Origin of the sequence: Streptomyces sp. 6N223 (assembly GCF_052246635.1) — a bacterium.
Classification (GTDB): Bacteria; Actinomycetota; Actinomycetes; order Streptomycetales; family Streptomycetaceae; genus Streptomyces.
Genome location: NZ_JBQQCA010000024.1, coordinates 46027 through 67764 on the forward strand (window position 1 = coordinate 46027; position 21738 = coordinate 67764).

At 72.1% G+C, this 21738-nt stretch carries 18 protein-coding genes; 15 read left to right on the top strand and 3 right to left on the bottom strand.

Going from position 1 to position 21738, the window contains the following annotated elements; genetic code table 11:
- Positions 1-236 precede the first annotated feature (236 nt).
- The 3 genes from metH (at position 237) to ACTWQH_RS16830 (ending at position 6439) form a co-directional block, all read left to right on the top strand.
- Entirely contained in the window at positions 237-3788 is a 3552-nt protein-coding gene (gene metH, locus ACTWQH_RS16820) for a methionine synthase (protein ID WP_443287380.1), read from the top strand.
- Between the two features lie 132 nt (positions 3789-3920).
- Positions 3921-4742, top strand: a complete 822-nt coding sequence (locus tag ACTWQH_RS16825) for an HAD family hydrolase (RefSeq protein ID WP_443287381.1) — start codon at positions 3921-3923, stop codon at positions 4740-4742.
- 107 nt (positions 4743-4849) lie between these two features.
- A complete protein-coding gene (locus ACTWQH_RS16830; RefSeq protein WP_443287382.1) occupies positions 4850-6439 on the top strand; it encodes an ABC transporter substrate-binding protein in 1590 nt (529 codons plus the stop codon).
- Between the two features lie 15 nt (positions 6440-6454).
- Here ACTWQH_RS16830 and ACTWQH_RS16835 read toward each other — a convergent pair whose 3' ends face one another.
- Both ACTWQH_RS16835 and ACTWQH_RS16840 read right to left on the bottom strand, forming a co-directional pair.
- A complete protein-coding gene (locus ACTWQH_RS16835; protein WP_443287383.1) occupies positions 6455-7123 on the bottom strand; it encodes a response regulator in 669 nt (222 codons plus the stop codon).
- A 14-nt stretch (positions 7124-7137) separates the two neighbouring features.
- A complete protein-coding gene (locus tag ACTWQH_RS16840) occupies positions 7138-8097 on the bottom strand; it encodes a RecB family exonuclease (protein ID WP_443287384.1) in 960 nt (319 codons plus the stop codon).
- Positions 8098-8219: 122 nt separating this feature from the next.
- Here ACTWQH_RS16840 and ACTWQH_RS16845 point away from each other — a divergent pair, with 122 nt between their 5' ends.
- From ACTWQH_RS16845 to ACTWQH_RS16855, 3 genes are all read left to right on the top strand, one after another.
- A complete protein-coding gene (locus ACTWQH_RS16845) occupies positions 8220-9476 on the top strand; it encodes a site-2 protease family protein (RefSeq protein ID WP_443287385.1) in 1257 nt (418 codons plus the stop codon).
- Between the two features lie 10 nt (positions 9477-9486).
- Positions 9487-10377, top strand: a complete 891-nt coding sequence (locus ACTWQH_RS16850) for a tRNA (adenine-N1)-methyltransferase (protein WP_443287386.1) — start codon at positions 9487-9489, stop codon at positions 10375-10377.
- Between the two features lie 160 nt (positions 10378-10537).
- Positions 10538-11110 (top strand): hypothetical protein, encoded by a 573-nt coding sequence (locus ACTWQH_RS16855; RefSeq protein ID WP_443287387.1) that lies wholly within the window; start codon positions 10538-10540, stop codon positions 11108-11110.
- A 41-nt stretch (positions 11111-11151) separates the two neighbouring features.
- On the opposite strand, the gene ACTWQH_RS16860 is transcribed toward ACTWQH_RS16855, so the two are convergent.
- Positions 11152-11466, bottom strand: coding sequence for a ferredoxin (locus tag ACTWQH_RS16860; RefSeq protein ID WP_443287388.1), 315 nt, complete (start codon positions 11464-11466; stop codon positions 11152-11154).
- A 226-nt stretch (positions 11467-11692) separates the two neighbouring features.
- On the opposite strand from ACTWQH_RS16860, the gene arc reads away from it, so the two are divergent.
- The 9 genes from arc (at position 11693) to ACTWQH_RS16905 (ending at position 21716) form a co-directional block, all read left to right on the top strand.
- Positions 11693-13459, top strand: coding sequence for a proteasome ATPase (gene arc, locus ACTWQH_RS16865; RefSeq protein WP_443287389.1), 1767 nt, complete (start codon positions 11693-11695; stop codon positions 13457-13459).
- Between the two features lie 193 nt (positions 13460-13652).
- Complete coding sequence (gene dop / locus ACTWQH_RS16870) at positions 13653-15164, top strand: depupylase/deamidase Dop (RefSeq protein ID WP_443287390.1); 1512 nt, start codon at positions 13653-13655, stop codon at positions 15162-15164.
- 224 nt (positions 15165-15388) lie between these two features.
- The gene (locus ACTWQH_RS16875; RefSeq protein ID WP_443287391.1) at positions 15389-15607 is read left to right on the top strand and encodes a ubiquitin-like protein Pup; all 219 of its coding nucleotides are present in this window, start codon (positions 15389-15391) and stop codon (positions 15605-15607) included.
- 176 nt (positions 15608-15783) lie between these two features.
- The gene (gene prcB, locus ACTWQH_RS16880) at positions 15784-16629 is read left to right on the top strand and encodes a proteasome subunit beta (protein WP_443287392.1); all 846 of its coding nucleotides are present in this window, start codon (positions 15784-15786) and stop codon (positions 16627-16629) included.
- Between the two features lie 62 nt (positions 16630-16691).
- On the top strand, positions 16692-17537 hold the full coding sequence (gene prcA, locus ACTWQH_RS16885; RefSeq protein ID WP_443287393.1) for a proteasome subunit alpha: 846 nt from the start codon (positions 16692-16694) through the stop codon (positions 17535-17537).
- Between the two features lie 111 nt (positions 17538-17648).
- Positions 17649-19010, top strand: a complete 1362-nt coding sequence (gene pafA, locus ACTWQH_RS16890) for a Pup--protein ligase (protein WP_443287394.1) — start codon at positions 17649-17651, stop codon at positions 19008-19010.
- Positions 19011-19153: 143 nt separating this feature from the next.
- Positions 19154-20209, top strand: a complete 1056-nt coding sequence (locus ACTWQH_RS16895) for an FKBP-type peptidyl-prolyl cis-trans isomerase (protein ID WP_443287395.1) — start codon at positions 19154-19156, stop codon at positions 20207-20209.
- A 58-nt stretch (positions 20210-20267) separates the two neighbouring features.
- Positions 20268-20642, top strand: coding sequence for an FKBP-type peptidyl-prolyl cis-trans isomerase (locus tag ACTWQH_RS16900; RefSeq protein ID WP_443287396.1), 375 nt, complete (start codon positions 20268-20270; stop codon positions 20640-20642).
- A gap of 120 nt (positions 20643-20762) precedes the next feature.
- The gene (locus ACTWQH_RS16905; RefSeq protein WP_443287422.1) at positions 20763-21716 is read left to right on the top strand and encodes a helix-turn-helix transcriptional regulator; all 954 of its coding nucleotides are present in this window, start codon (positions 20763-20765) and stop codon (positions 21714-21716) included.
- Positions 21717-21738: the final 22 nt, after the last annotated feature.

Sequence of the window (21738 nt, forward strand, 5' to 3'; positions counted from 1 at the left end):
TCGCGCCGCCAGGCGTCGTCGGACCCGGGTCCCGTCCGGATCCACTCACGTTCGGCATTGTCGAACGAGATCAGGTGATCTCGATACCCCCGGAAGCCGGAAAAGAGTCTACGGGCCGGAACCGGCCGGATATCGGGGAGCCGGAAGCCGCGCTGCGGATAGGCTGGCCGCGTGCGCCCGCCCGCGACCTGCCGGCGGCCGCATAGCCGACAGCCGTCGCACCCAGGGAGCACCCCATGACCTCGCCCACCCCCAGCCTGGCAACGCCCGCGTCACCCGGCCCGCGGCCCCCCGCCCAGGAACGCCGCGCCGACGCCCTGCGCGAGGCGTTCGCCTCCCGCGTCGTGGTCGCGGACGGCGGGATGGGCACCATGCTCCAGGCGCAGGACCCCACCCTGGAGGACTTCCAGCAGCTCGAAGGCTGCAACGAGGTCCTCAACGTCACCCGCCCCGACATCGTCCGCTCCGTCCACCGCGCCTACTTCGAGGCCGGAGTCGACTGCGTGGAGACCAACACCTTCGGCGCCAACCTCTCCGCCCTCGGCGAGTACGGCATCGCCGACCGCGTCGGCGAGCTCTCCCGCGCCGGCGGCCGCGTCGCCCGCGAGGTCGCCGACGAGCTCACCGCCGCCGACGGCCGCCAGCGCTGGGTGCTGGGCTCCATGGGCCCCGGCACCAAGCTGCCGACCCTCGGGCACGTCCGCTACGCCGACCTGCGGGACGCCTACCAGCGCAACGCCGAGGGCCTGATCGAGGGCGGCGCCGACGCCCTCCTGATCGAGACCAGCCAGGACCTCCTCCAGACCAAGGCCGCCGTGCTCGGCGCCAAGCGCGCCGTGACCGCCACGGGCGTGGCCGTGCCCGTCCTCGTCCAGGTCACCGTCGAGACCACCGGCACCATGCTCCTCGGCTCCGAGATCGGCGCCGCCCTGACCGCGCTGGAGCCGCTGGGCATCGACATGATCGGCCTGAACTGCGCCACCGGCCCCGCCGAGATGAGCGAGCACCTGCGCCACCTCTCCCGCCACGCACGCGTGCCCCTGTCCTGCATGCCGAACGCCGGGCTGCCGGTCCTGGGCCGCGACGGCGCCCACTACCCGCTCACCCCCGGCGAGCTCGCCGACGCCCACGAGACCTTCATCGGCGAGTTCGGCGTCAGCCTCGTCGGCGGCTGCTGCGGCACCACCCCCGAGCACCTGCGGCAGGTCGTCGAGCGCGTCCGCGCCCTCGCGCCCGCGCCGCGCGAGGCACGCCCCGAGCCCGGCGCGTCCTCCCTCTACCAGGCCGTTCCCTTCCGGCAGGACACCTCCTACCTGGCGATCGGCGAGCGGACCAACGCCAACGGCTCGAAGAAGTTCCGCACCGCCATGCTGGAGGGCCGCTGGGAGGACTGCGTCGAGATGGCGCGGGAACAGACCCGCGAGGGCGCCCACCTGCTGGACCTGTGCGTGGACTACGTCGGGCGCGACGGCGTGGCCGACATGCGGGAGCTCGCCGGCCGCTTCGCCACCGCCTCCACGCTGCCGATCGTGCTCGACTCCACCGAGCCGGCCGTCCTCCAGGCCGGCCTGGAGGCGCTCGGCGGCCGGGCCGTCATCAACTCCGTCAACTACGAGGACGGCGACGGCCCCGACTCCCGCTTCGCCCGCGTCGCCCGCCTCGCCGTGGAGCACGGCGCCGCGCTCATGGCGCTGACCATCGACGAGAACGGCCAGGCCCGCACCGTCGAGGACAAGGTCGCCATCGCCGAGCGGCTCATCGCCGACCTCACCGGCACCTGGGGCGTGGCCGAGTCCGACATCATCATCGACTGCCTGACCTTCACCATCTGCACCGGCCAGGAGGAGTCCCGCCGCGACGGCGTCAACACCATCGAGGCCATCCGCGAGCTGAAGCGCCGCCACCCGGCCGTCCAGACCACCCTCGGCCTGTCCAACATCTCCTTCGGGCTCAACCCCGCCGCGCGCCTGGTGCTCAACTCCGTCTTCCTCCACGAGTGCGTCCAGGCGGGCCTGGACTCCGCCATCGTCCACGCCGCGAAGATCCTGCCGATCAACCGCATCGACGCCGAGCAGGTCGAGGTCGCCCTGGACCTGATCCACGACCGGCGCCGCCCGGACTACGACCCGCTGCAGCGCTTCCTGACGCTCTTCGAGGGCGTCGACGCCAAGTCGATGAAGGCGGGCAAGACCGAGGAGCTGCTGGCGCTGCCCCTGGAGGAACGCCTCAAGCGGCGCATCATCGACGGCGAGCGCAAGGGCCTCACCGAGGACCTCGACGAGGCCCTGACCACCCGGTCGGCCCTCGTCATCGTCAACGAGATCCTGCTGGAGGGCATGAAGGTCGTCGGCGAGCTCTTCGGCTCCGGCCAGATGCAGCTGCCGTTCGTGCTCCAGTCCGCCGAGGTGATGAAGGCGGCGGTGGCGTACCTCGAGCCCCACATGGAGAAGACCGACGACCAGGGCAAGGGCACCATCGTGCTGGCCACCGTCCGGGGCGACGTCCACGACATCGGCAAGAACCTCGTCGACATCATCCTCACCAACAACGGCTACAGCGTCGTCAACCTCGGCATCAAGCAGCCCGTCTCGGCCATCCTCGACGCCGCCGAGGAGCATCGCGCCGACGTGATCGGCATGTCCGGGCTGCTGGTGAAGTCCACGGTGGTGATGAAGGAGAACCTGGAGGAGCTCAACCGGCGCGGCATGGCCGCCGACTACCCCGTCATCCTCGGCGGCGCCGCCCTCACCCGCGCCTACGTCGAGCAGGACCTGCACGAGGTCTACCAGGGCGAGGTCCGCTACGCCCGCGACGCCTTCGAGGGCCTGAAGCTGATGGACGCCCTCGTCGCCGTCAAGCGCGGCGTCCCCGGCGCCACCCTGCCCGAGCTGCGGCGCCGCCGCGTCCCGAGCCGCAACGCCGCCGCCGCGCCGCCCGAGGCCGCTGCCGACTCCGGCGGCCCGGTCCGCTCGGACACCGCCACCGACGTGCCCGTCCCGCGGGTGCCCTTCACCGGGACCCGCGTGGTCAAGGGCATCCCGCTCAAGGAGTACGCCGAGTGGCTGGACGAGGACGCGCTGTTCAAGGGCCAGTGGGGCCTGAAGACGGCCCGCGGCCCGGAGGGCCCGTCCTACGAGGAGCTCGTCGAGACCGAGGGCAGGCCCCGGCTCCGCGGCTGGCTCGACCGGCTGCACACCGACGGCCTGCTGGAGGCGGCCGTCGTCTACGGCTACTTCCCGTGCCACGCCGACGGCGACGACCTCGTCATCCTCGGCGAGGACGGCGCCGAGCGCACCCGCTTCACCTTCCCGCGGCAGCGTCGCGGCCGCCGCCTGTGCCTGGCCGACTTCTTCCGCCCGGCCGCGAGCGGCGAGACCGATGTCGTCGCCCTCCAGACCGTCACCGTGGGCGCCCGCGTCAGCGAGGCCACCGCCGAGCTCTTCGCCTCCGACGCCTACCGCGACTACCTGGAGCTGCACGGCCTGTCCGTGCAGCTCGCCGAGGCCCTGGCCGAGTACTGGCACGCCCGCGTCCGCAACGAGCTGGGCATCGCCGGGGCGGACCCGGACGAGCTGTCCGGCATGTTCCGCACCGAGTACCAGGGCTGCCGCTACTCGCTGGGCTACCCCGCCTGCCCCGAGCTGGCCGACCGCGCCAAGATCGCCGAGCTGCTGGAGCCGGAGCGCATCGGCGTGACCCTGTCCGAGGAGTTCCAGCTCCACCCCGAGCAGTCCACCGACGCGATCGTCCTTCACCACCCGGAAGCCAACTATTTCAACGCCCGCTGACCGCCGTGCCCCGCGCGCCGGGCGGCCGTTCACGTGAGGGCGTAAACTGGTCGATCCGGTACAGGCCGGCCGCCTCCTCCCCGCCGGGAAGGGTGTGGCCGGCCTTCTGGCCCCTTATGGAGGTGTGCGCGGATGACGCATTCCCTGCCCGCCATCGACACCCGCATCGCGCCGGGCACCGAGCCGCAGGCCGTCCTGCTGGACATGGACGGCACCCTGGTCGACACCGAGGGCTTCTGGTGGGACGCCGAGGTCGAGGTCTTCCGCCGCCTGGGCCACCGGCTGCGCGAGGAGCACCGGCAGGTGGTGGTCGGCGGGCCCATGACCCGCAGCGCTGGCTACCTCATCGAGGAGACGGGCGCCGACATCGCGCTCGACACGCTGAAGGACCTGCTCAACGCCGCGTTCCTGCGCCGGGTCGACGGCGGCGTGCCGCTCATGCCCGGCGCGCGGCGGCTGCTGACCGAACTCACCGCCCACCGGGTGCCCGCCGCGCTGGTCTCCGCCTCGCACCGCACCGTGATCGACCGGATGCTGGCCTCGCTGGGACCGGAGAACTTCGCCGTCACCATCGCGGGCGACGAGCTGGAGCGCACCAAGCCGCACCCCGACCCCTACCTCACCGCCGCGGCCCGGCTCGGCGCCGACCCGCACCGCTGCGTCGCCGTGGAGGACACCGCCACCGGCGTGGCCTCGGCCGAGGCGGCCGGCTGCCGGGTGGTGGCGGTGCCCTCGGTCGCCCCGATCCCGCCGGCCGCCGGCCGGCTGGTGGTGGGCTCGCTGACCGAGGTGGACCTGGCGTTCCTGCGCACCCTGGCGGCCACCCCGGTGGCGTCCGCGGCGGCGTCTCCGGCGGCCCGGGCGGCGCGCCCCGCCCCTCCGGGCCCCGCGGCCGCCCCCGCGCCTGCGGCCGTCCAGGCGACGGCACCCGCCCCCACCAGCGGCGGAGCGTGAGGATTCTCACGACGTCTGTGCGGCGCCCCGCCTCCAACGCGCCTCGACCGCCCGGTTAGGGTCATCGAGGCCGCAAGGAGCGCAAAGGATCGCAAAGGAACACGCACGTGAGAAAACGCGTCCAGTGGGTGTCGCTTCCGCTCGTCGCGGGGGTGGCCGCCGCACTGCTCACGGGATGCGGATGGGCCGGCGACGACGGTGCCGGCCAGGGCGAGCCGGTCGTCATGGGGATGACGGACGACGTGCTCGCCGTCGACCCGGCCTCGGGCTACGACCCCGGCTCGTGGCTGGTCTTCAACAACGTCTTCCAGTCCCTGCTCAGCTTCCCGCCCGGCGGCAGCGAGCCGCAGCCGGAGGCGGCCGAGAAGTGCGGCTTCACCGACCGCGTCAGCCAGCGCTTCACCTGCACCCTGCGCGACGACCTGACCTTCAGCAACGGCAACGAGCTCACCTCCAGGGACGTGAAGTTCTCCTTCGAGCGCACCCTGCGCATCGACGACCCCGACGGGCCGGCGGTCATGCTCTCCACCATCGACCACATCGAGACGCCCGACGACCGGACCGTCACCTTCCACCTCAGCCAGCCCGACGCCACCTTCCCTCAGAAGATCGCCTCCGGCGCCGGATCCATCGTCGACCACCGCGCGTACCCGCCGAACGCGCTGCGCACCGACGGCCGGGCCGTCGGCTCCGGCGTCTACACCCTGGAGAGCTACGGCCGCGACGAGGCCGTCTTCGCCGTCAACCCCGGCTACACCGGCCCGGCCGAGGTGAAGAACTCCGGGATGACGATGCGGTTCCTCCACGGCGACCAGCGGGCCCTGAAGGAGGCCGTGACCTCCGGCGACGTCGATGTCGCCTACCGGGGTCTGACCGCCCCCGCCATCGCCGAGCTGGACGAGGCCGCGCTGCGCGGCGAGACCTCGCTGCGGGTGGTGGACGGCACCGGCGCCGAGGTGCAGCACCTGGTGTTCAACATGGACGACCCGGTGGCCGGGAACCCGGCGGTGCGCGAGGCCGTCGCCTGGCTCATCGACCGCGACGCCCTCACCCGCGACGTCTACCACCGCACCGTCGACCCGCTGTACTCGATCGTCCCGGCCGGCATCGCGGGCCACAACACGGCGTTCTTCGACGCCTACGGCGACAGCCCGCAGCCCGCGCGCGCCGAGGCCGCCCTGCGCGAGGCGGGCATCACCGAGCCGGTCGAGCTGACGCTGTGGGCCACCCCGGTCCGCTTCGGCCCGGACACCGTCGCCGAGTTCGAGCACATCGCCGACCAGCTCAACGCCAGCGGCCTGTTCCGCGCGGACGTCCGCAGCGTCGGCACCGAGGCGTTCAACGAAGGCGTCGAGAACGGCGACTTCGGCGCCTACGTGCGCGGCTGGGTGCCCGACTACCCCGACCCCGACAACTTCACCGCCCCGTTCTTCGGCCAGGGCAACGTGCTGGCCAACAACTACGACGCCGGGCCCATCACCGAGGAGCTGATCCCCCGCACCGCCGCCCAGATCGACCGCGCCGCGACCGTCGACGACTACCACGCCCTGCAGGACACGGTCGCCGAGGAACTGCCGGTGATCCCCCTCTGGCAGAGCAAGCAGTACGCCGTCACCGCCGGGGACGTCGCCGGACTGGAGTGGACCCTAGACGCCTCCACCGTCTTCCGCTTCTGGGAGATCGCCAAGACGTCCTAGCGGCGCTCGCGGCGGTCAGCTGCCCGGGCGCACGAGGCCGCTCTCGTAGGCGAAGACCGCGGCCTGCACCCGGTCCCGCAGCTCCAGCTTGGTCAGCACGTGCCCCACGTGCGTCTTCACCGTCGTCTCGCTGACGAACAGATCCGCCGCGATCTCGGCGTTGGACAGCCCGCGCGCCACCAGCTTCAGCACCTCGACCTCGCGCTCGGTCAGCGTGTGCAGCGCGTCCGGCACCGGCTCCTCGCCCGAGGGCAGCTTGCCGGCGTACATGTCCAGCAGCCGGCGGGTGACGCTGGGCGCCAGCATCGCCTCGCCCGCCGCCACCACCCGGATGGCCTGCACCAGCTCCGCCGCCGGCGCGTCCTTCAGCAGGAAGCCGCTCGCGCCCGCCCGCAGCGCCTCCACCACGTACTCGTCGAGGTCGAAGGTGGTCAGCACCAGCACCTTGGCCGGGCCGTCCTTGGCGGGGCCGGTGATCTGCCGTGTCGCCTCCACGCCGTCCATCCGGGGCATCCGGATGTCCATCAGCACCACGTCCGGCTGCAACGCCCTGACCTGGTCCAGCGCCTGGAGCCCGTCGCCCGCCTCCCCGACGACGGCCACGTCGTGCTCCGCCTCAAGGATCATCCGGAAGCCGGTGCGCAGCAGCGGCTGATCATCGACGAGCAGTACGCGGATCGGCATGGGCACACCCTTCGCTAGACGCCCCCATTCTCACCCACGGCGTCCGCCGGCCGCCGCGACCCCGCGCCGCCCTGCGCGGGCACCGGGGCGGGCAACTCCGGCTGGATCGTCAGCGGATACGGCGGGGGAGTGCCGCCGAACTCCGGGCAGTGCGCCTGGTGGTCGCACCAGCCGCACAGCCTGCTCCGGCTCGGCCGCCATTCGCCCGTCTCCGTCGCCCGCCGGATCGCCTCCCACAGCGCCAGCAGCTTGCGCTCCGTGGCCCGCAGATCCCCCTCGTCCGGGTCGTACGTGAGCAGCTCGCCGCTGCCCAGGTACACCAGCTGCAGGCGCCGGGGCACCACGCCGCGCAGCCGCCACAGCACCAGGGCGTAGAACTTCATCTGGAACAGCGCGCCGCCCGCGAACTCCGGCCCCGGCGCCTTGCCCGTCTTGTAGTCCACGATCCGGACCTCGCCGCTGGGGGCGATGTCCACCCGGTCGATGACGCCCCGCAGCCGCAGGCCCGACTCCAGCCGCGTCTCCACCCACAGCTCGCGCTCGGCCGGCTCCAGGCGCGACGGATCCTCCAGCGAGAACCACCGCTCGACCAGCGCCTCGGCCTCCGCCAGCCACTCCGCCAGCCGCGCCCGGGCCCGGCCCTGCTCCTCCCGCTCCTCCCCGCCGCCCTCGCGGTCCCCGCCACCCTCGCCGTCCTCCGGGAAGAGCCCGGCCAGCTCCGGCCGCCGCGCCAGCAGCCGCTCCCACTCCCGGGCCACCATCGCCCGCGCCCGCGGCACGCTCCGCTCCGCCGGAGGCGCGTCGAAGACCCGCTCCAGCACGGCGTGCACCACCGTGCCCCGGGTGGCGGCGGCGTTCGGCGCCTCGGGCAGTCTGTCGATCACCCGGAAGCGATACAGCAGGGGACACTGCATGAAGTCGGCGGCCCTGGACGGCGACAGCGAGTCCGGACGCGCGGGAGTTGACCGTTCCATGGTTCGGAACCCTACGGGGCGTCACTGACAGCCAGGCGCTTACCATCGACTCCAGTACGTGCGCGCGGCATGATCGCTGACCGAGCACGTGACGCGCGCAGCTGAGGCAGCGAGGGGACCTGGTGGCAGACTCGGAACCGGACCGGACACCGCGCTCCGGCGGCCCGCAGACCCCCGGCGGCGGCCCGCGGCGCCCCCGGCAGACCGGCGGCGGCCTGCTGATGGGCCGAGTGCTCGGCGTCCCGGTGTACGTCGCCCCGAGCTGGTTCCTCGTCGCCGCCCTCATCACCTGGTTCTTCGGCAACCAGCTCGACCGCGTCCTCCCCGAGCTCGGCAACAGCCGCTACCTCGTCTCGCTCTTCTTCGCCGTCGCCTTCTACGCCTCCGTGCTGGTCCACGAGCTCGCCCACACCGTCGCCGCCCTCCGCTTCGACCTGCCCGTCCGCCGCATCCAACTGCAGTTCTTCGGCGGCGTCTCGGAGATCGAGAAGGACTCCCAGACCCCGGGCCGCGAGTTCGTCCTCGCCGGCGTCGGCCCTCTCCTCTCCCTGGTGCTCGCCGGGCTCTGCTACGCCGGGATGCTGGCCGTGGAGTCCGGCACCGTCCCCGGCGTGCTGCTCGCCGGGCTGATGATCTCCAACCTCATCGTCGCCGTCTTCAACCTCCTCCCCGGACTGCCGCTGGACGGCGGCCGCATGCTGCGGGCGGTGGTGTGGAAGATCTCCGGCAGGCCCATGACGGGCACCATCGCCGCCGCCTGGACCGGCAGGGCCCTGGCCATCGCCGTGCTGATCGGCTTCCCCCTGGCCACCCACACCGGCTCGGTCGCCGAGCGCGAGTCGCTCACCGGCCTCGCCACCCTCACCGACGCGCTGCTCGCCGCGATCCTGGCTGCCATCATCTGGACCGGCGCCGGCAACAGCCTGCGCATGGCCCGGCTCCGCGAACGCCTCCCCGCCCTCTCCGCCCGCTCCCTGACCCGCCGCGCCGTCCCCGTCACCGGCGAGACCCCGCTGTCGGAGGCGCTGCGCCGCGCCAACGACGCCGGCGCCCGCGCCCTCGTCGTCGTCGATGCCGCCGGCACCCCGCTCGCCGTCGTCCGCGAGGCCGGCATCGCCGGCATCCCCCACCACCGCCGCCCCTGGGTCGCCGTCGGCACCCTCGCCCAGGACCTGACCGACGACATGCGCGTGCCGGCCGAGCTGACCGGCGAGGGGCTGCTGGACCACCTGCGCGCCGTGCCCGCCACCGAGTACCTCGTGGTCGAGGAGACCGGCGAGGTCTACGGCGTGCTCTCCGCAGGGGACGTCGAGCGGGCCTTCATCAACGCCATGGCCCGCCCCACCACCCCGAGCCGCGGCGTGAAGTCCCTGGACTAGGCTTGACCCCATGTCCGAACCGACCGGTGCCGCCCGCCGTCGCGGGCCCTTCCAGGTCGGGGACCAGGTTCAGCTCACCGACCCCAAGGGCCGCCACTACACCTTCACGCTCGAAGCCGGGAAGAGCTTCCACACCCACAAGGGCGCCTTCCCGCACGACGAGCTGATCGGCGCGCCCGAGGGGACCGTCGTCCACACCACCGGCAACGTCGCCTACCTGGCGCTGCGCCCCCTGCTCCCCGACTACGTCCTGTCCATGCCGCGCGGCGCCGCCGTGGTCTACCCCAAGGACGCGGGGCAGATCCTCTCCATGGCCGACATCTTCCCCGGCGCCCGCGTCGTGGAGGCGGGTGTCGGCTCCGGCTCGCTCAGCACCTTCCTGCTGCGCGCCATCGGCGACCAGGGCATGCTCCACTCCTACGAGCGGCGGGCCGACTTCGCCGACATCGCGCGGGAGAACGTCACGCGCTACTTCGGCGGACCCCACCCGGCCTGGCAGCTGACCGTCGGCGACCTCCAGGACAACCTGACCGACACCGACGTCGACCGCGCCATCCTCGACATGCTCGCCCCCTGGGAGTGCCTGGACGCCGTCTCCAAGGCGCTCGTCCCCGGCGGCCTGCTGTGCGCGTACGTCGCCACCACCACCCAGCTCGCCCGCACCGTCGAGTCGATCCGGGCCCACGGCACGTTCAACGAGCCGGCCGCCTGGGAGACCATGGTGCGCACCTGGCACGTCGAGGGGCTGGCGGTACGCCCCGACCACCGCATGATCGGGCACACCGGCTTCCTGCTCACCGCCCGCCGCCTCGCGGACGGCGTGGAGCCGCCCCGGCGCCGCCGCCGCCCCGCTCCGGGCGCGTACGGCGAGGACTACACCGGGCCCGGCGGCGAGGGCTGACGCCGGGCCCCGGCCCGGCACGGGCCGCGGAAGGGGACCCCGCCGTTCCGGCGCGGTGTGAGATATGGCACGATGCCCGAACCTGCCTGCGTGCAGGCTTCCAGCACGGCCCTGTGTCTCATCTCACGCCCGCCCCGCGCCCTCTTCGAGGAGTCCCCGCGTGCAGCTGCCACCGGCAGGCCCCGAGCACCCCGACCTCCCCCACACCCAGGCCCGTCCCGTCCACTGGATCGTCACCGCCGCCGCCCTCGGCGCCGCCCTGGGCGCCGCGGCCCTGGCCCAGCCCTCCGACGCCACCGCCAGCCCCGGATCCCGCGCCGCCGGGGCGCCCGAGGCGGCCGAGGCGGCGTACCCGGTCGACTGCGGGCCGTACGACGTCCTGGTGACCGACGAGGCGGCCGTCGACCTCGACGACGACGGCCGCGCCGAGACCGTCGCGGCCGTCCGCTGCGACGCGGGCGGCGGCACGCCGCCCAGCGGCCTGTACGTGCTGGCCGCGCCGCCGGAGCCGGGAGCGCCGCCCCGCGTCGCCGGGACGCTCGTGGACCCGGCGGAGCGGATGATCGTCGACCGGCTCTCGGCCGGGCGCGGCTCGGTCTCCGCGCGACTGCTGGGCTACTCCTCGCCCGACGTGCCGCGCACCGCCCCCGACCTGCGACGGGAGGTCACCTGGCAGTGGCGGGACGGGCGGCTGCGCCTCGAGGCCGAGCCCGCGACGGCCACCAGCGCCTGAGCCGGGGCAGGGACCGACGCCGGCCCCCGGCGGGCCAGGCGTCACTCAGGGGCGTCGGGCCCGTACACCTCGGCGCCGTCCGCCACGCGGCGTACGTGGATGCACTCTCCCGGGCACTCCCTCGCCGAGTCGGCGACCTCGCGCAGCAGGGGCAGCGGCACCGGGGCGGCGGACCGCGGCTCGGTCAGCAGCTCGGCCTCCACGCCGGGCGGCGCGGGCGGCTTCACATAGGCGAGCCCGTCGATGTCCAGCTCGAACACCTCCGGGGCGTACTGCGCACAGATGCCGTCCCCCGTGCAGAGGTCCTGGTCGATCCAGACCTCCAGCTCCCCGGCGACTTCGTGCTGCGCGGTCATATGGCCTACCGTTCCTAGATGGGTGTCCCCGACGGGCGTTGACCGCTTACGACCATACCGCCGCCCGCTTTCCGGCAAGGCAGGGTGGGTATTCCCTGGCGTGAGGGAGTGCGCAAGGGTGAAGATCGGACACACCCCGACGGTCTTTGTGATCTAGGGGTTTCGAACGACACCGGTCCAGGTAGGGTCTGGAAGCGTCCAGCTCCCCTTGGAGGAGGTGAGGACCGTGGCATCCCACGACGAAGACAGCAACCGCGGCATCCGGCCGGGGCGGGGTTCCGATGGCCCTTCCCGGGACGTCGCCGACCTGGAGCAGGAGATCACTGTCCTGCGTCGAAAGCTGGCCGACTCTCCGCGGCACACTCGGATTCTCGAAGAGCGGATCGTCGAGCTCCAGACGAACCTGGCCGGCGTCTCCGCGCAGAACGAGCGACTCGCGAACACCCTGCGTGAGGCCCGGGACCAGATCGTGGCCCTCAAGGAGGAGGTGGACCGGCTCGCCCAGCCGCCCTCGGGCTTCGGCGTCTTCCTGAGCGCCGCCGACGACGGCACGGCCGACATCTTCACCGGCGGCCGCAAGCTCCGGGTCAACGTCAGCCCGAACATCGAGCTGGAGGAGCTCCGGCGCGGTCAGGAGGTCATGCTCAACGAGGCGCTCAACGTGGTCGCCGCCATGGCGTTCGAGAGCGCGGGAGAGATCGTCACCCTCAAGGAGGTCCTGGAGGACGGCGAGCGGGCGCTGGTGGTCGGTCACACCGACGAGGAGCGCGTGGTCCGGCTGGCCGAGCCCCTGCTCGACGCCACGCTGCGCGCCGGTGACTCCCTGTTGCTGGAGCCTCGCTCCGGGTACGTCTTCGAGGTCGTGCCCAAGAGCGAGGTCGAGGAGCTGATCCTCGAAGACGTCCCCGACATCGACTACACGCAGATCGGCGGCCTGGGCGGCCAGATCGAACTGATCCGCGACGCCGTGGAGCTGCCCTACCTCTACCCCGACCTCTTCCGCGAGCACGAGCTGCGCCCGCCCAAGGGCGTCCTGCTCTACGGCCCGCCCGGCTGCGGCAAGACGCTGATCGCCAAGGCGGTGGCGAACTCGCTGGCCAAGAAGGTCGCCGAGGTCACCGGCATCCCCGCGGGGAAGAGCTTCTTCCTCAACATCAAGGGCCCCGAGCTGCTGAACAAGTACGTCGGCGAGACCGAGCGGCACATCCGCCTGGTCTTCCAGCGGGCCCGGGAGAAGGCCAGCGAGGGCACGCCCGTGATCGTCTTCTTCGACGAGATGGACTCCCTCTTCCGCACCCGTGGCTCCGGCGTCAGCTCGGACGTGGAGAACACCATCGTCCCCCAGCTGCTCTCCGAGATCGACGGCGTGGAGGGTCTGGAGAACGTCATCGTCATCGGCGCCTCCAACCGCGAGGACATGATCGACCCGGCGATCCTGCGCCCCGGCCGGCTGGACGTGAAGATCAAGATCGAGCGCCCGGACGCCGAGGCCGCCAAGGACATCTTCTCCAAGTACCTCAAGCCGCGGCTGCCGCTGCACGCCGACGATCTGAACGAGCACAACGGCAGCCCGGAGGCCACCATCGCCGGGATGATCCAGACCGTCGTGGAGCAGATGTACGCCGAGACCGAGGAGAACCGCTTCCTCGAGGTCACCTACGCCAACGGCGACAAGGAGGTCCTGTACTTCAAGGACTTCAACTCCGGCGCCATGATCGAGAACATCGTGGACCGGGCCAAGAAGATGGCCATCAAGGACTTCCTCGACCACAACCAGAAGGGTCTGCGCGTCTCCCACCTGCTCGCCGCCTGCGTGGACGAGTTCAAGGAGAACGAGGACCTGCCGAACACCACCAACCCGGACGACTGGGCTCGCATCTCCGGCAAGAAGGGCGAGCGGATCGTCTTCATCCGCACCCTCGTCACCGGCAAGCAGGGCGCGGACACCGGCCGCTCCATCGACACGGTGGCGAACACCGGCCAGTACCTGTAGTCACGACCCGAGGTCGGCCCTCGGGCCCACCGTCGGTTCGCGGCGTCCGGCTGCGGGGCACCAGTCCGTGCCCCGCAGCCGGACGCTTTCCCGGAAGGAAACCCGCAGTGAACTCCCCGCCGCAGGCCGTGTCGCTTAGGCTCGTACCCAGTGGCGCGGCCGTGCGGGGCCGCCGCCCGGCAAGGAGGGCCGCATGACTGTACGGCGAGTGATGGGCATCGAGACGGAGTACGGCGTCTCCGTGCCCGGCCACCCGAACGCCAACGCCATGCTCACCTCTTCGCAGGTGGTCAACGCCTACGCCGCGGCGATGCACCGGGCCCGCCGCGCCCGCTGGGACTTCGAGGAGGAGAACCCGCTCCGCGACGCCCGCGGCTTCGACCTGGCCCGGGAGAACGCCGACGCCAGCCAGCTCACGGACGAGGACATCGGGCTGGCCAACGTCATCCTCACCAACGGCGCCCGGCTGTACGTCGACCACGCCCACCCGGAGTACAGCGCCCCCGAGGCCACCAACCCCCGGGACGCGCTGCTGTGGGACAAGGCGGGCGAGCGCATCATGGCCGAGGCCGCCCGCCGGGCCGCCGAGGTGCCCGGCGCCCAGCCGATCCACCTCTACAAGAACAACACCGACAACAAGGGCGCCTCCTACGGCACGCACGAGAACTACCTGATGAAGCGGGAGACGCCGTTCTCCGACATCGTGCGCCACCTCACCCCGTTCTTCGTCTCCCGCCAGGTCGTCTGCGGCGCCGGCCGCGTGGGCCTGGGCCAGGACGGCAGCGAGCACGGCTTCCAGCTCAGCCAGCGCGCGGACTACTTCGAGGTCGAGGTCGGCCTGGAGACCACGCTCAAGCGCCCCATCATCAACACCCGCGACGAGCCGCACGCCGACGCCGAGCGCTACCGGCGGCTGCACGTCATCATCGGCGACGCCAACCTCTCCGAGGTCTCCACCTACCTCAAGCTCGGCACCACCGCGCTGGTCCTGTCCATGATCGAGGACGGCTTCATCGCGGTCGACCTCGCCGTCGACCAGCCCGTGCGCACCCTCCACCGGGTCAGCCACGACCCCGGCCTGCGCGAGCTGATCACGCTCCGCAGCGGGCGTACGCTCACCGCCGTCCAGCTCCAGATGCAGTACTACGAGCTGGCCCGCAAGTACGTCGAGGAACGCTGGGGCTCGGACGCCGACGAGCAGACCGCCGACGTGCTCAGCCGCTGGGAGGACGTGCTGACCAGGCTGGAGGGCGACCCGATGAGCCTGGCCGGGCAGCTGGACTGGGTCGCCAAGCGTGAGCTGATGGAGGGCTACCGCCGCCGCGACGGCCTGGGCTGGGACGCCGCGCGCCTGCACCTGGTGGACCTGCAGTACGCCGACGTGCGCCCCGACAAGGGCCTGTACAACCGTCTCGCGGCCCGCGGCAGGATCGCGCGCCTCCTGGACGAGGAGGACATCCTGCGGGCCCAGGGGACCCCGCCCGAGGACACGCGGGCCTACTTCCGGGGCCGCTGCCTGGAGCAGTACGCCGACGACGTCGCCGCGGCCTCGTGGGACTCGGTCATCTTCGACCTGCCCGGCCGCGACTCGCTGCAGCGCGTGCCCACCATGGACCCGCTGCGCGGCACGAAGGACCACGTCAAGGAGCTGCTCGACCGCTGCGCCACCGCCGAGGACCTGGTGCGCGCCCTGTCCGGCGGCTGACGCGCGTCCGGAGCCTCCTCGCGGGCGCCTCAGGGCGTCTCCCCGCGTCACGGCGGGATCTTTCCGCGTGATCCGGGAATCATGGAGGTGGCTGCAGGACGTTATAGCTAGGAGCAAGCTTCGAGAGAGCCAATGTCAGCCCCGGCTAGTAGGGTCTGATCTTGATACGTCTCGACCGACGAGCTGAGCATCTCGACCGACGAGCTGAGCATGGGGTGAGGGAGATGGCGACGAAGGACACCAGCGGCGGCCAGCAGAAGGCCTCGCGGACCACCGAAGAGACCGACGAGCAGACCCAGGACGTGGAGGTCTCCGAGGAGCTCAAGGAGCGCCAGGAGGCACTGACCGACGACGTCGACTCCGTGCTGGACGAGATCGACGAGGTCCTGGAGTCCAACGCCGAGGACTTCGTCCGAAGCTTCGTGCAGAAGGGCGGCGAGTGATCCGCGTCCGGGTCGTCCCGGGCATGTGGATCACCACCCTCTGAGGGGTAGGGTCCGTCGCGGATCCTGTCCGGCCGGGCCGGGCGGCGGGGAGGCCGGGGCTCCGGCCCGCCCCGCCACCCACGGCCCCTCGCTCCTCGCCCCATCCTCAGCCGACGTCCCCTGGAAGGAAATCTGTGGCAGCCAACACCCACGGCACGGGCCGACTCCCGGAGGCCTTCCTGAAGCCGGGGTCCTCCTCGTTCCTCGACTTCCTGTCCGACTACGCACCCGAGCGGCTCCCCGGCAACCGCGCGTTGCCGCAGGTGGAGGGCGCGATCGAGGCCGTCCACGGCACCACGATCGTCGCGGTCACCTTCCCCGGCGGCGTGGTGCTCGCCGGTGACCGGCGGGCCACCATGGGCAACATGATCGCCCAGCGGGACGTGGAGAAGGTGTTCCCGGCCGACGACTACTCGGCGGTCGGCATCGCGGGCACCGCCGGCATCGCCGTGGAGCTGGTCAAGCTCTTCCAGCTGGAGCTGGAGCACTTCGAGAAGGTCGAGGGCGAGGTGCTCTCCCTGGAGGGCAAGGCCAACCGGCTGTCCACCATGATCCGGGGCAACCTGGGCATGGCCATGCAGGGCCTGGCCGTCGTCCCGATCTTCGCCGGCTTCGACCTGGAGCGCGAGAAGGGCCGGATCTTCTCCTACGACGTGACCGGCGGCCGCTCGGAGGAGCTGGGCTTCGCGGCGGTCGGCTCCGGCTCGATCTTCGCCCGGGGCGCGCTGAAGAAGCTCCACCGCGGCGACCTCACCGAGCAGCAGACCGCCACGGTGGCGGTGCAGGCGCTCTACGACGCGGCCGACGACGACTCCGCCACAGGCGGCCCCGACCTGGCCCGCCGGATCTACCCCATCGTCACGGTGATCACGCAGGAGGGCTTCCGCCGGCTCGCCGAGGACGAGGTCGCCGAGCTCGCCCGCGCCGTCCACGAGGGGCGCCTGCAGCTGCCCAACGGCCCCCAGGCGCCGGTTCTGTAGGGCCCGGTTCTGTAGGGTCCCGGTGGAGTAGTTTTCGACGACGACGAAGGGACGAGTAGCCGGTGTCCACGCCGTTCTATGTCTCACCCCAGCAGGCCATGGCCGACCGCGCCGAGTACGCCCGCAAGGGCATCGCGCGCGGCCGGAGCCTGGTCGTGCTGCAGTACGCCGACGGCATCGTGTTCGTCGCCGAGAACCCCTCGCGCGCGCTGCACAAGATCAGCGAGATCTACGACCGGATTGCCTTCGCCGCCACCGGCAAGTACAACGAGTACGAGAGCCTGCGCATCGGCGGCACCCGGTACGCCGACTTCCGCGGCTACACCTACCACCGCGAGGACGTCACCGCCCGCGGTCTCGCCAACCTCTACGCCCAGACCCTGGGGAACATCTTCTCCTCCTCCACCGAGAAGCCCTTCGAGGTGGAGCTGCTGGTCGCCGAGGTGGGGGAGACCCCGGCGGAGGACGCGATCTACCGGCTGCCGCACGACGGCTCGATCATCGACGAGCACGGCTCGGTGGCCGTGGGCGGCAACTCCGACCAGATCGGCAGCTACCTCGACCAGCGGCACCGCGAGGGCATGACCCTGGGCGAGGCGCTGCGGCTGGCCGTCGACTCCCTCACCCGCGACAGCAACGGCGGCGAGCGCGAGCTGACAGCCGACCAGCTGGAGGTCGCCGTCCTCGACCGCACCCGCCCCCAGCAGCGCAAGTTCAAGCGGGTGCTCGGCGGCCAGCTCTCCCAGCTGCTCCAGGAGGGCGGGAAGGGCGGCAAGGGCAAAGGCGGAGAGGGAGACGGCGGCGAGGACGCCGCGGCCTCCGGCGAGGACACCGGCGACGAGGCCGCCGGCAGCTCGGGCAAGGACGCCGAGGGCGGCTCCCGGAAGGGCTCCGAGGGCAAGTCCTGAGGCGTTCCCGCAGCTCCCGGCCGTCCCGGATCGCGGCCCGATCGGGAAAATGATCGAAACGCCGTCCGGGAACCCGGTTTCAGACCGGGGCATCGGGCGTACTGTTCAGTCATGGATCGCCGAATCTTCGGGCTGGAGAACGAGTACGGCGTCACCTGCACGTTCCGGGGACAGCGACGGCTGTCGCCGGACGAGGTGGCGCGGTACCTCTTCCGCCGAGTCGTGTCATGGGGCCGCAGCAGCAACGTGTTCCTGCGGAACGGCGCCCGGCTCTACCTGGACGTCGGCTCCCACCCCGAATACGCGACTCCGGAGTGCGACAACGTCATCGAGCTGATCACCCACGACAAGGCGGGCGAGCGCATCCTGGAGGGGCTGCTGGTCGACGCCGAGCGGCGGCTCCACGAGGAGGGCATCGCCGGCGACGTCTACCTGTTCAAGAACAACACCGACTCCGCCGGCAACTCCTACGGCTGCCACGAGAACTACCTGGTGGCGCGGCACGGGGAGTTCTCCCGGCTGGCGGACGTGCTCATCCCCTTCCTCGTCACCCGGCAGCTCATCTGCGGCGCGGGCAAGGTGCTGCAGACCCCGCGTGGCGCGGTCTTCTGCGTCAGCCAGCGGGCCGAGCACATCTGGGAGGGCGTGAGCTCGGCCACCACGCGCTCCCGCCCGATCATCAACACCCGGGACGAGCCGCACGCGGACGCGGAGCGTTACCGGCGGCTCCACGTCATCGTCGGCGACTCCAACATGTCCGAGACGACCATGCTGCTGAAGGTCGGCGCCACCGACCTGGTGCTGCGCATGATCGAGGCCGGCACCGTGATGCGCGACCTCACGCTGGAGAACCCGATCCGCGCCATCCGGGAGGTCAGCCACGACATCACCGGCCAGCGGAAGGTCCGCCTCGCCACCGGCCGCGAGGCCTCCGCGCTGGAGATCCAGCAGGAGTACTTCGACAAGGCGCTCGACTTCTGCGAGCGCCGGGGCATGCGCAACGGGCTAACCGCGCAGGTCCTGGAGCTGTGGGAGCGGGCGCTGGAGGCGATCCGCAGCCAGCAGCTCGACAAGATCAACACCGAGATCGACTGGGTGATGAAGTACCAGCTCATCGAGCGGTACCGGACGCGGCACAACCTCACCATGTCGCACCCGCGGGTCGCGCAGATAGACCTGGCGTATCACGACATCCACCGCCGGCGCGGCCTGTACTACCTGCTGGAGCGCAAGGGCCAGGCCCAGCGGATCTGCAACGACCTGAAGATCTTCCAGGGCAAGTCGGTGCCGCCGCAGACCACGCGGGCCCGGCTGCGCGGCGACTTCATCCGCCGGGCCCAGGAGCAGCGGCGCGACTTCACCGTCGACTGGGTGCACCTGAAGCTGAACGACCAGGCCCAGCGCACCGTGCTGTGCAAGGACCCGTTCCGGTCGGTGGACGAGCGGGTGGAGAAGCTCATCGCGGGCATGTGACGGCCTGCCGCGGCGTCACGCTCGCGACACCACTTCTACGCCGTTCAGGGGTGATCCTTACGGGGCTCAGACGGTGAAGGCCGTAGGGTGGTGCGGGACCAACGGGTCCCGCCCGCCCACCGTCCCTACCCCGAGTTGGACTGATGATCCCCACAAAGCGACTGCGCCGCACCGTCGCGGCCCTGGCCCTGCCCGCCGCCCTCCTGTTCACGGCCGCCTGCGGCTCGGACGAGGACGGCGGCTCCGGCTCCTCCGGCTCATCCGACTCCGCCTCCTCCGGGCCCGTGGCCAGCGTCTCCGGCCAGCCCGGCGAGCAGCCCAAGATCACCGTCGAGGACGGTGCCGGGGTCGGGGCGGAGACCGTCTCCAGGGTTCTTCGGGAGGGGGACGGCGCGAAGGTCGACGAGGGCGACTTCCTGCGCATGGACGTCCTGGCCCGGTTCGTCGAGAACGACGCCGAGCTGCTCAACACCTGGTCCTCGTCCCAGAACGCCCAGGAGGGCGAGGGCTCCGGCGGCGAGGAGTCCAACGCCGGGGGCTCCGAGGACCTCCGGCAGCAGATCGTCAGCCAGGCCGGCGTCGAGTCGTACCTGCCCAAGGCCGTCACCGAGCCGCTGATCGGCAGCCCGGTCGGCAGCCGCGTCCAGATCGAGGGCCGCGCCGCCGAGATCTTCGGCGAGTCCGTCGCCCAGCAGTACCAGCTCTCCGAGGACGAGGGCGTCGTCTGGGTCATCGACGTCGTCGGCGCCGTCACCGTCGACGCCAAGGCCGAGGCCGAGGGCGAGCAGGCCCCCGTCGAGGAGGGCATGCCCGAGGTCGAGGCCGGCGGCCAGAAGCCCGCCACGATCACCATCCCCGAGGGCCAGGACCCGCCCAAGGAGCTCCAGGAGCAGGTGCTGATCGAGGGCGAGGGCCCCGAGGTCGAGGCCGGGCAGGCGCTCGCCGTCCAGTACACCGGCGTCACCTGGGCCGACGGCAAGAAGTTCGACTCCTCCTGGGACCGGGACAGCGCCTCGGCGTTCCAGATCGGCACCGGATCCGTGGTGCCCGGCTGGGACGAGGGCCTGGTGGGCAAGCACGTCGGCGACCGGGTGCTGCTGGTGCTGCCGCCCGACAAGGGCTACGGCGAGGAAGGCACGGAGGGCATCCCCGGCGGCTCCACCCTGGTGTTCGTCGTGGACATCCTCGGCGCCGCCTGACGCCCCCGACGCCGGCGCGCCCGGTGAGCAAGAAGACCACCTGCCAAGGAGCAACCACGTGAACACCGAAAAGCCCGAGGTCGAGTTCCCCGGCGGCAACCCCCCGGCCGACCTGGAGATCACGGACATCAGGGAGGGCGACGGCCCGGTCGCCCAGTCCGGCGCCCAGGTCGCCGTGCACTACGTGGGCGTCGCCTTCTCCACCGGCGAGGAGTTCGACGCCAGCTGGAACCGGGGCACCCCGATCAGCTTCCAGCTGGGCGCCGGGAAGGTCATCCCCGGCTGGGACCGCGGCCTGCAGGGCATGAGGGTCGGCGGCCGCCGCCAGCTGATCATCCCGCCGCACCTCGCCTACGGCGACGCCGGGGCCGGCGGCGGGCGCATCAAGCCGGGCGAGACGCTGATCTTCGTCTGCGATCTGGTCGCCGCGTAATCGCACCCGCCCGCATGGCGGTACCGTGGGCCCATCCCGTGCCGGGGTGGGCCCACGGCGTTCACCTGACGAGCGGTGAGAAACGAGCGGTTGACGAGCAAACGGGAGGGCGGCGCGCCGATGGCGATCGCCAAGGCCGAGCGGCTGATGAACCTGGCCCTGTGCCTGCTGGACAGCGGCCGCCCGCTGAGCAAGCGGGAGCTGCGCACCTCCATCGAGGCGTACATCGAGGTGAGCGGCGAAGACGCGTTCAACCGCATGTTCGAGCGCGACAAGGACGACCTGCGCGAGCTCGGCATGGTGATCGAGACCGTCGAGGGCCTCGACGGCGAGGTCGGTTACCTCGCCCACCGCGACCGCAACCGGCTGCCTCCCATCACGCTCGACGCGGAGGAGGCCGCCGCCCTGGGCCTGGCCGCCAAGGTGTGGCAGCAGGCCCGGCTGGCCGGTGCCGCCAGCGGCGCGCTGCAGAAACTGAGGGCCGCCGGGATGCCGCTGGCCGAGCGGGAGCAGGAGCCCTACAGCGCGCTGGAGCCCCGCATCCCGGCGGGCGAGGCCGCCTTCGAGCCGCTGATGATCGCCTGCCGTGACCGCAGGCCGGTCACCTTCGACTACCGCAAGTCCAACGCCGCCCGCCCGCTGACCCGGCACGTCGAGCCCTGGGCGCTGGAGTGCTGGCGCGGCCACTGGTACCTGGCGGGCTTCGACCGCGACCGCCAGGCCGAGCGCGTCTTCCGGCTCTCCCGCATCGTCGGGCGGGTGCGGTCCCGCGGCGAGGCGTTCACCGCCGAGGTGCCCGGTCACGTGGCGGTGCGCGAGAGCGTGGCCCGCTGGGCGGGCGAGAGCGCCACCTCCACGGCGCGGATCCGGCTGCGCGCCGGCTCCGGGTACCCGCTGCGCGCGCGGGCGGCCTCGGTCACCCCGTGGAACGCCGAGTGGGACGAGCTGGAGATCCCCAACGGCCACGGCCTGGACGCCTGGCTGGCCGAGCTGGGGCCGGACGTGATCGTGCTGGAGCCCGCCGAGCTGAGGGCGGGCGTGGTCGACCGGCTGCGCGCGGTCGCCAAGGGCTAGGGCTGGGGCGAGGGTTAGGGCC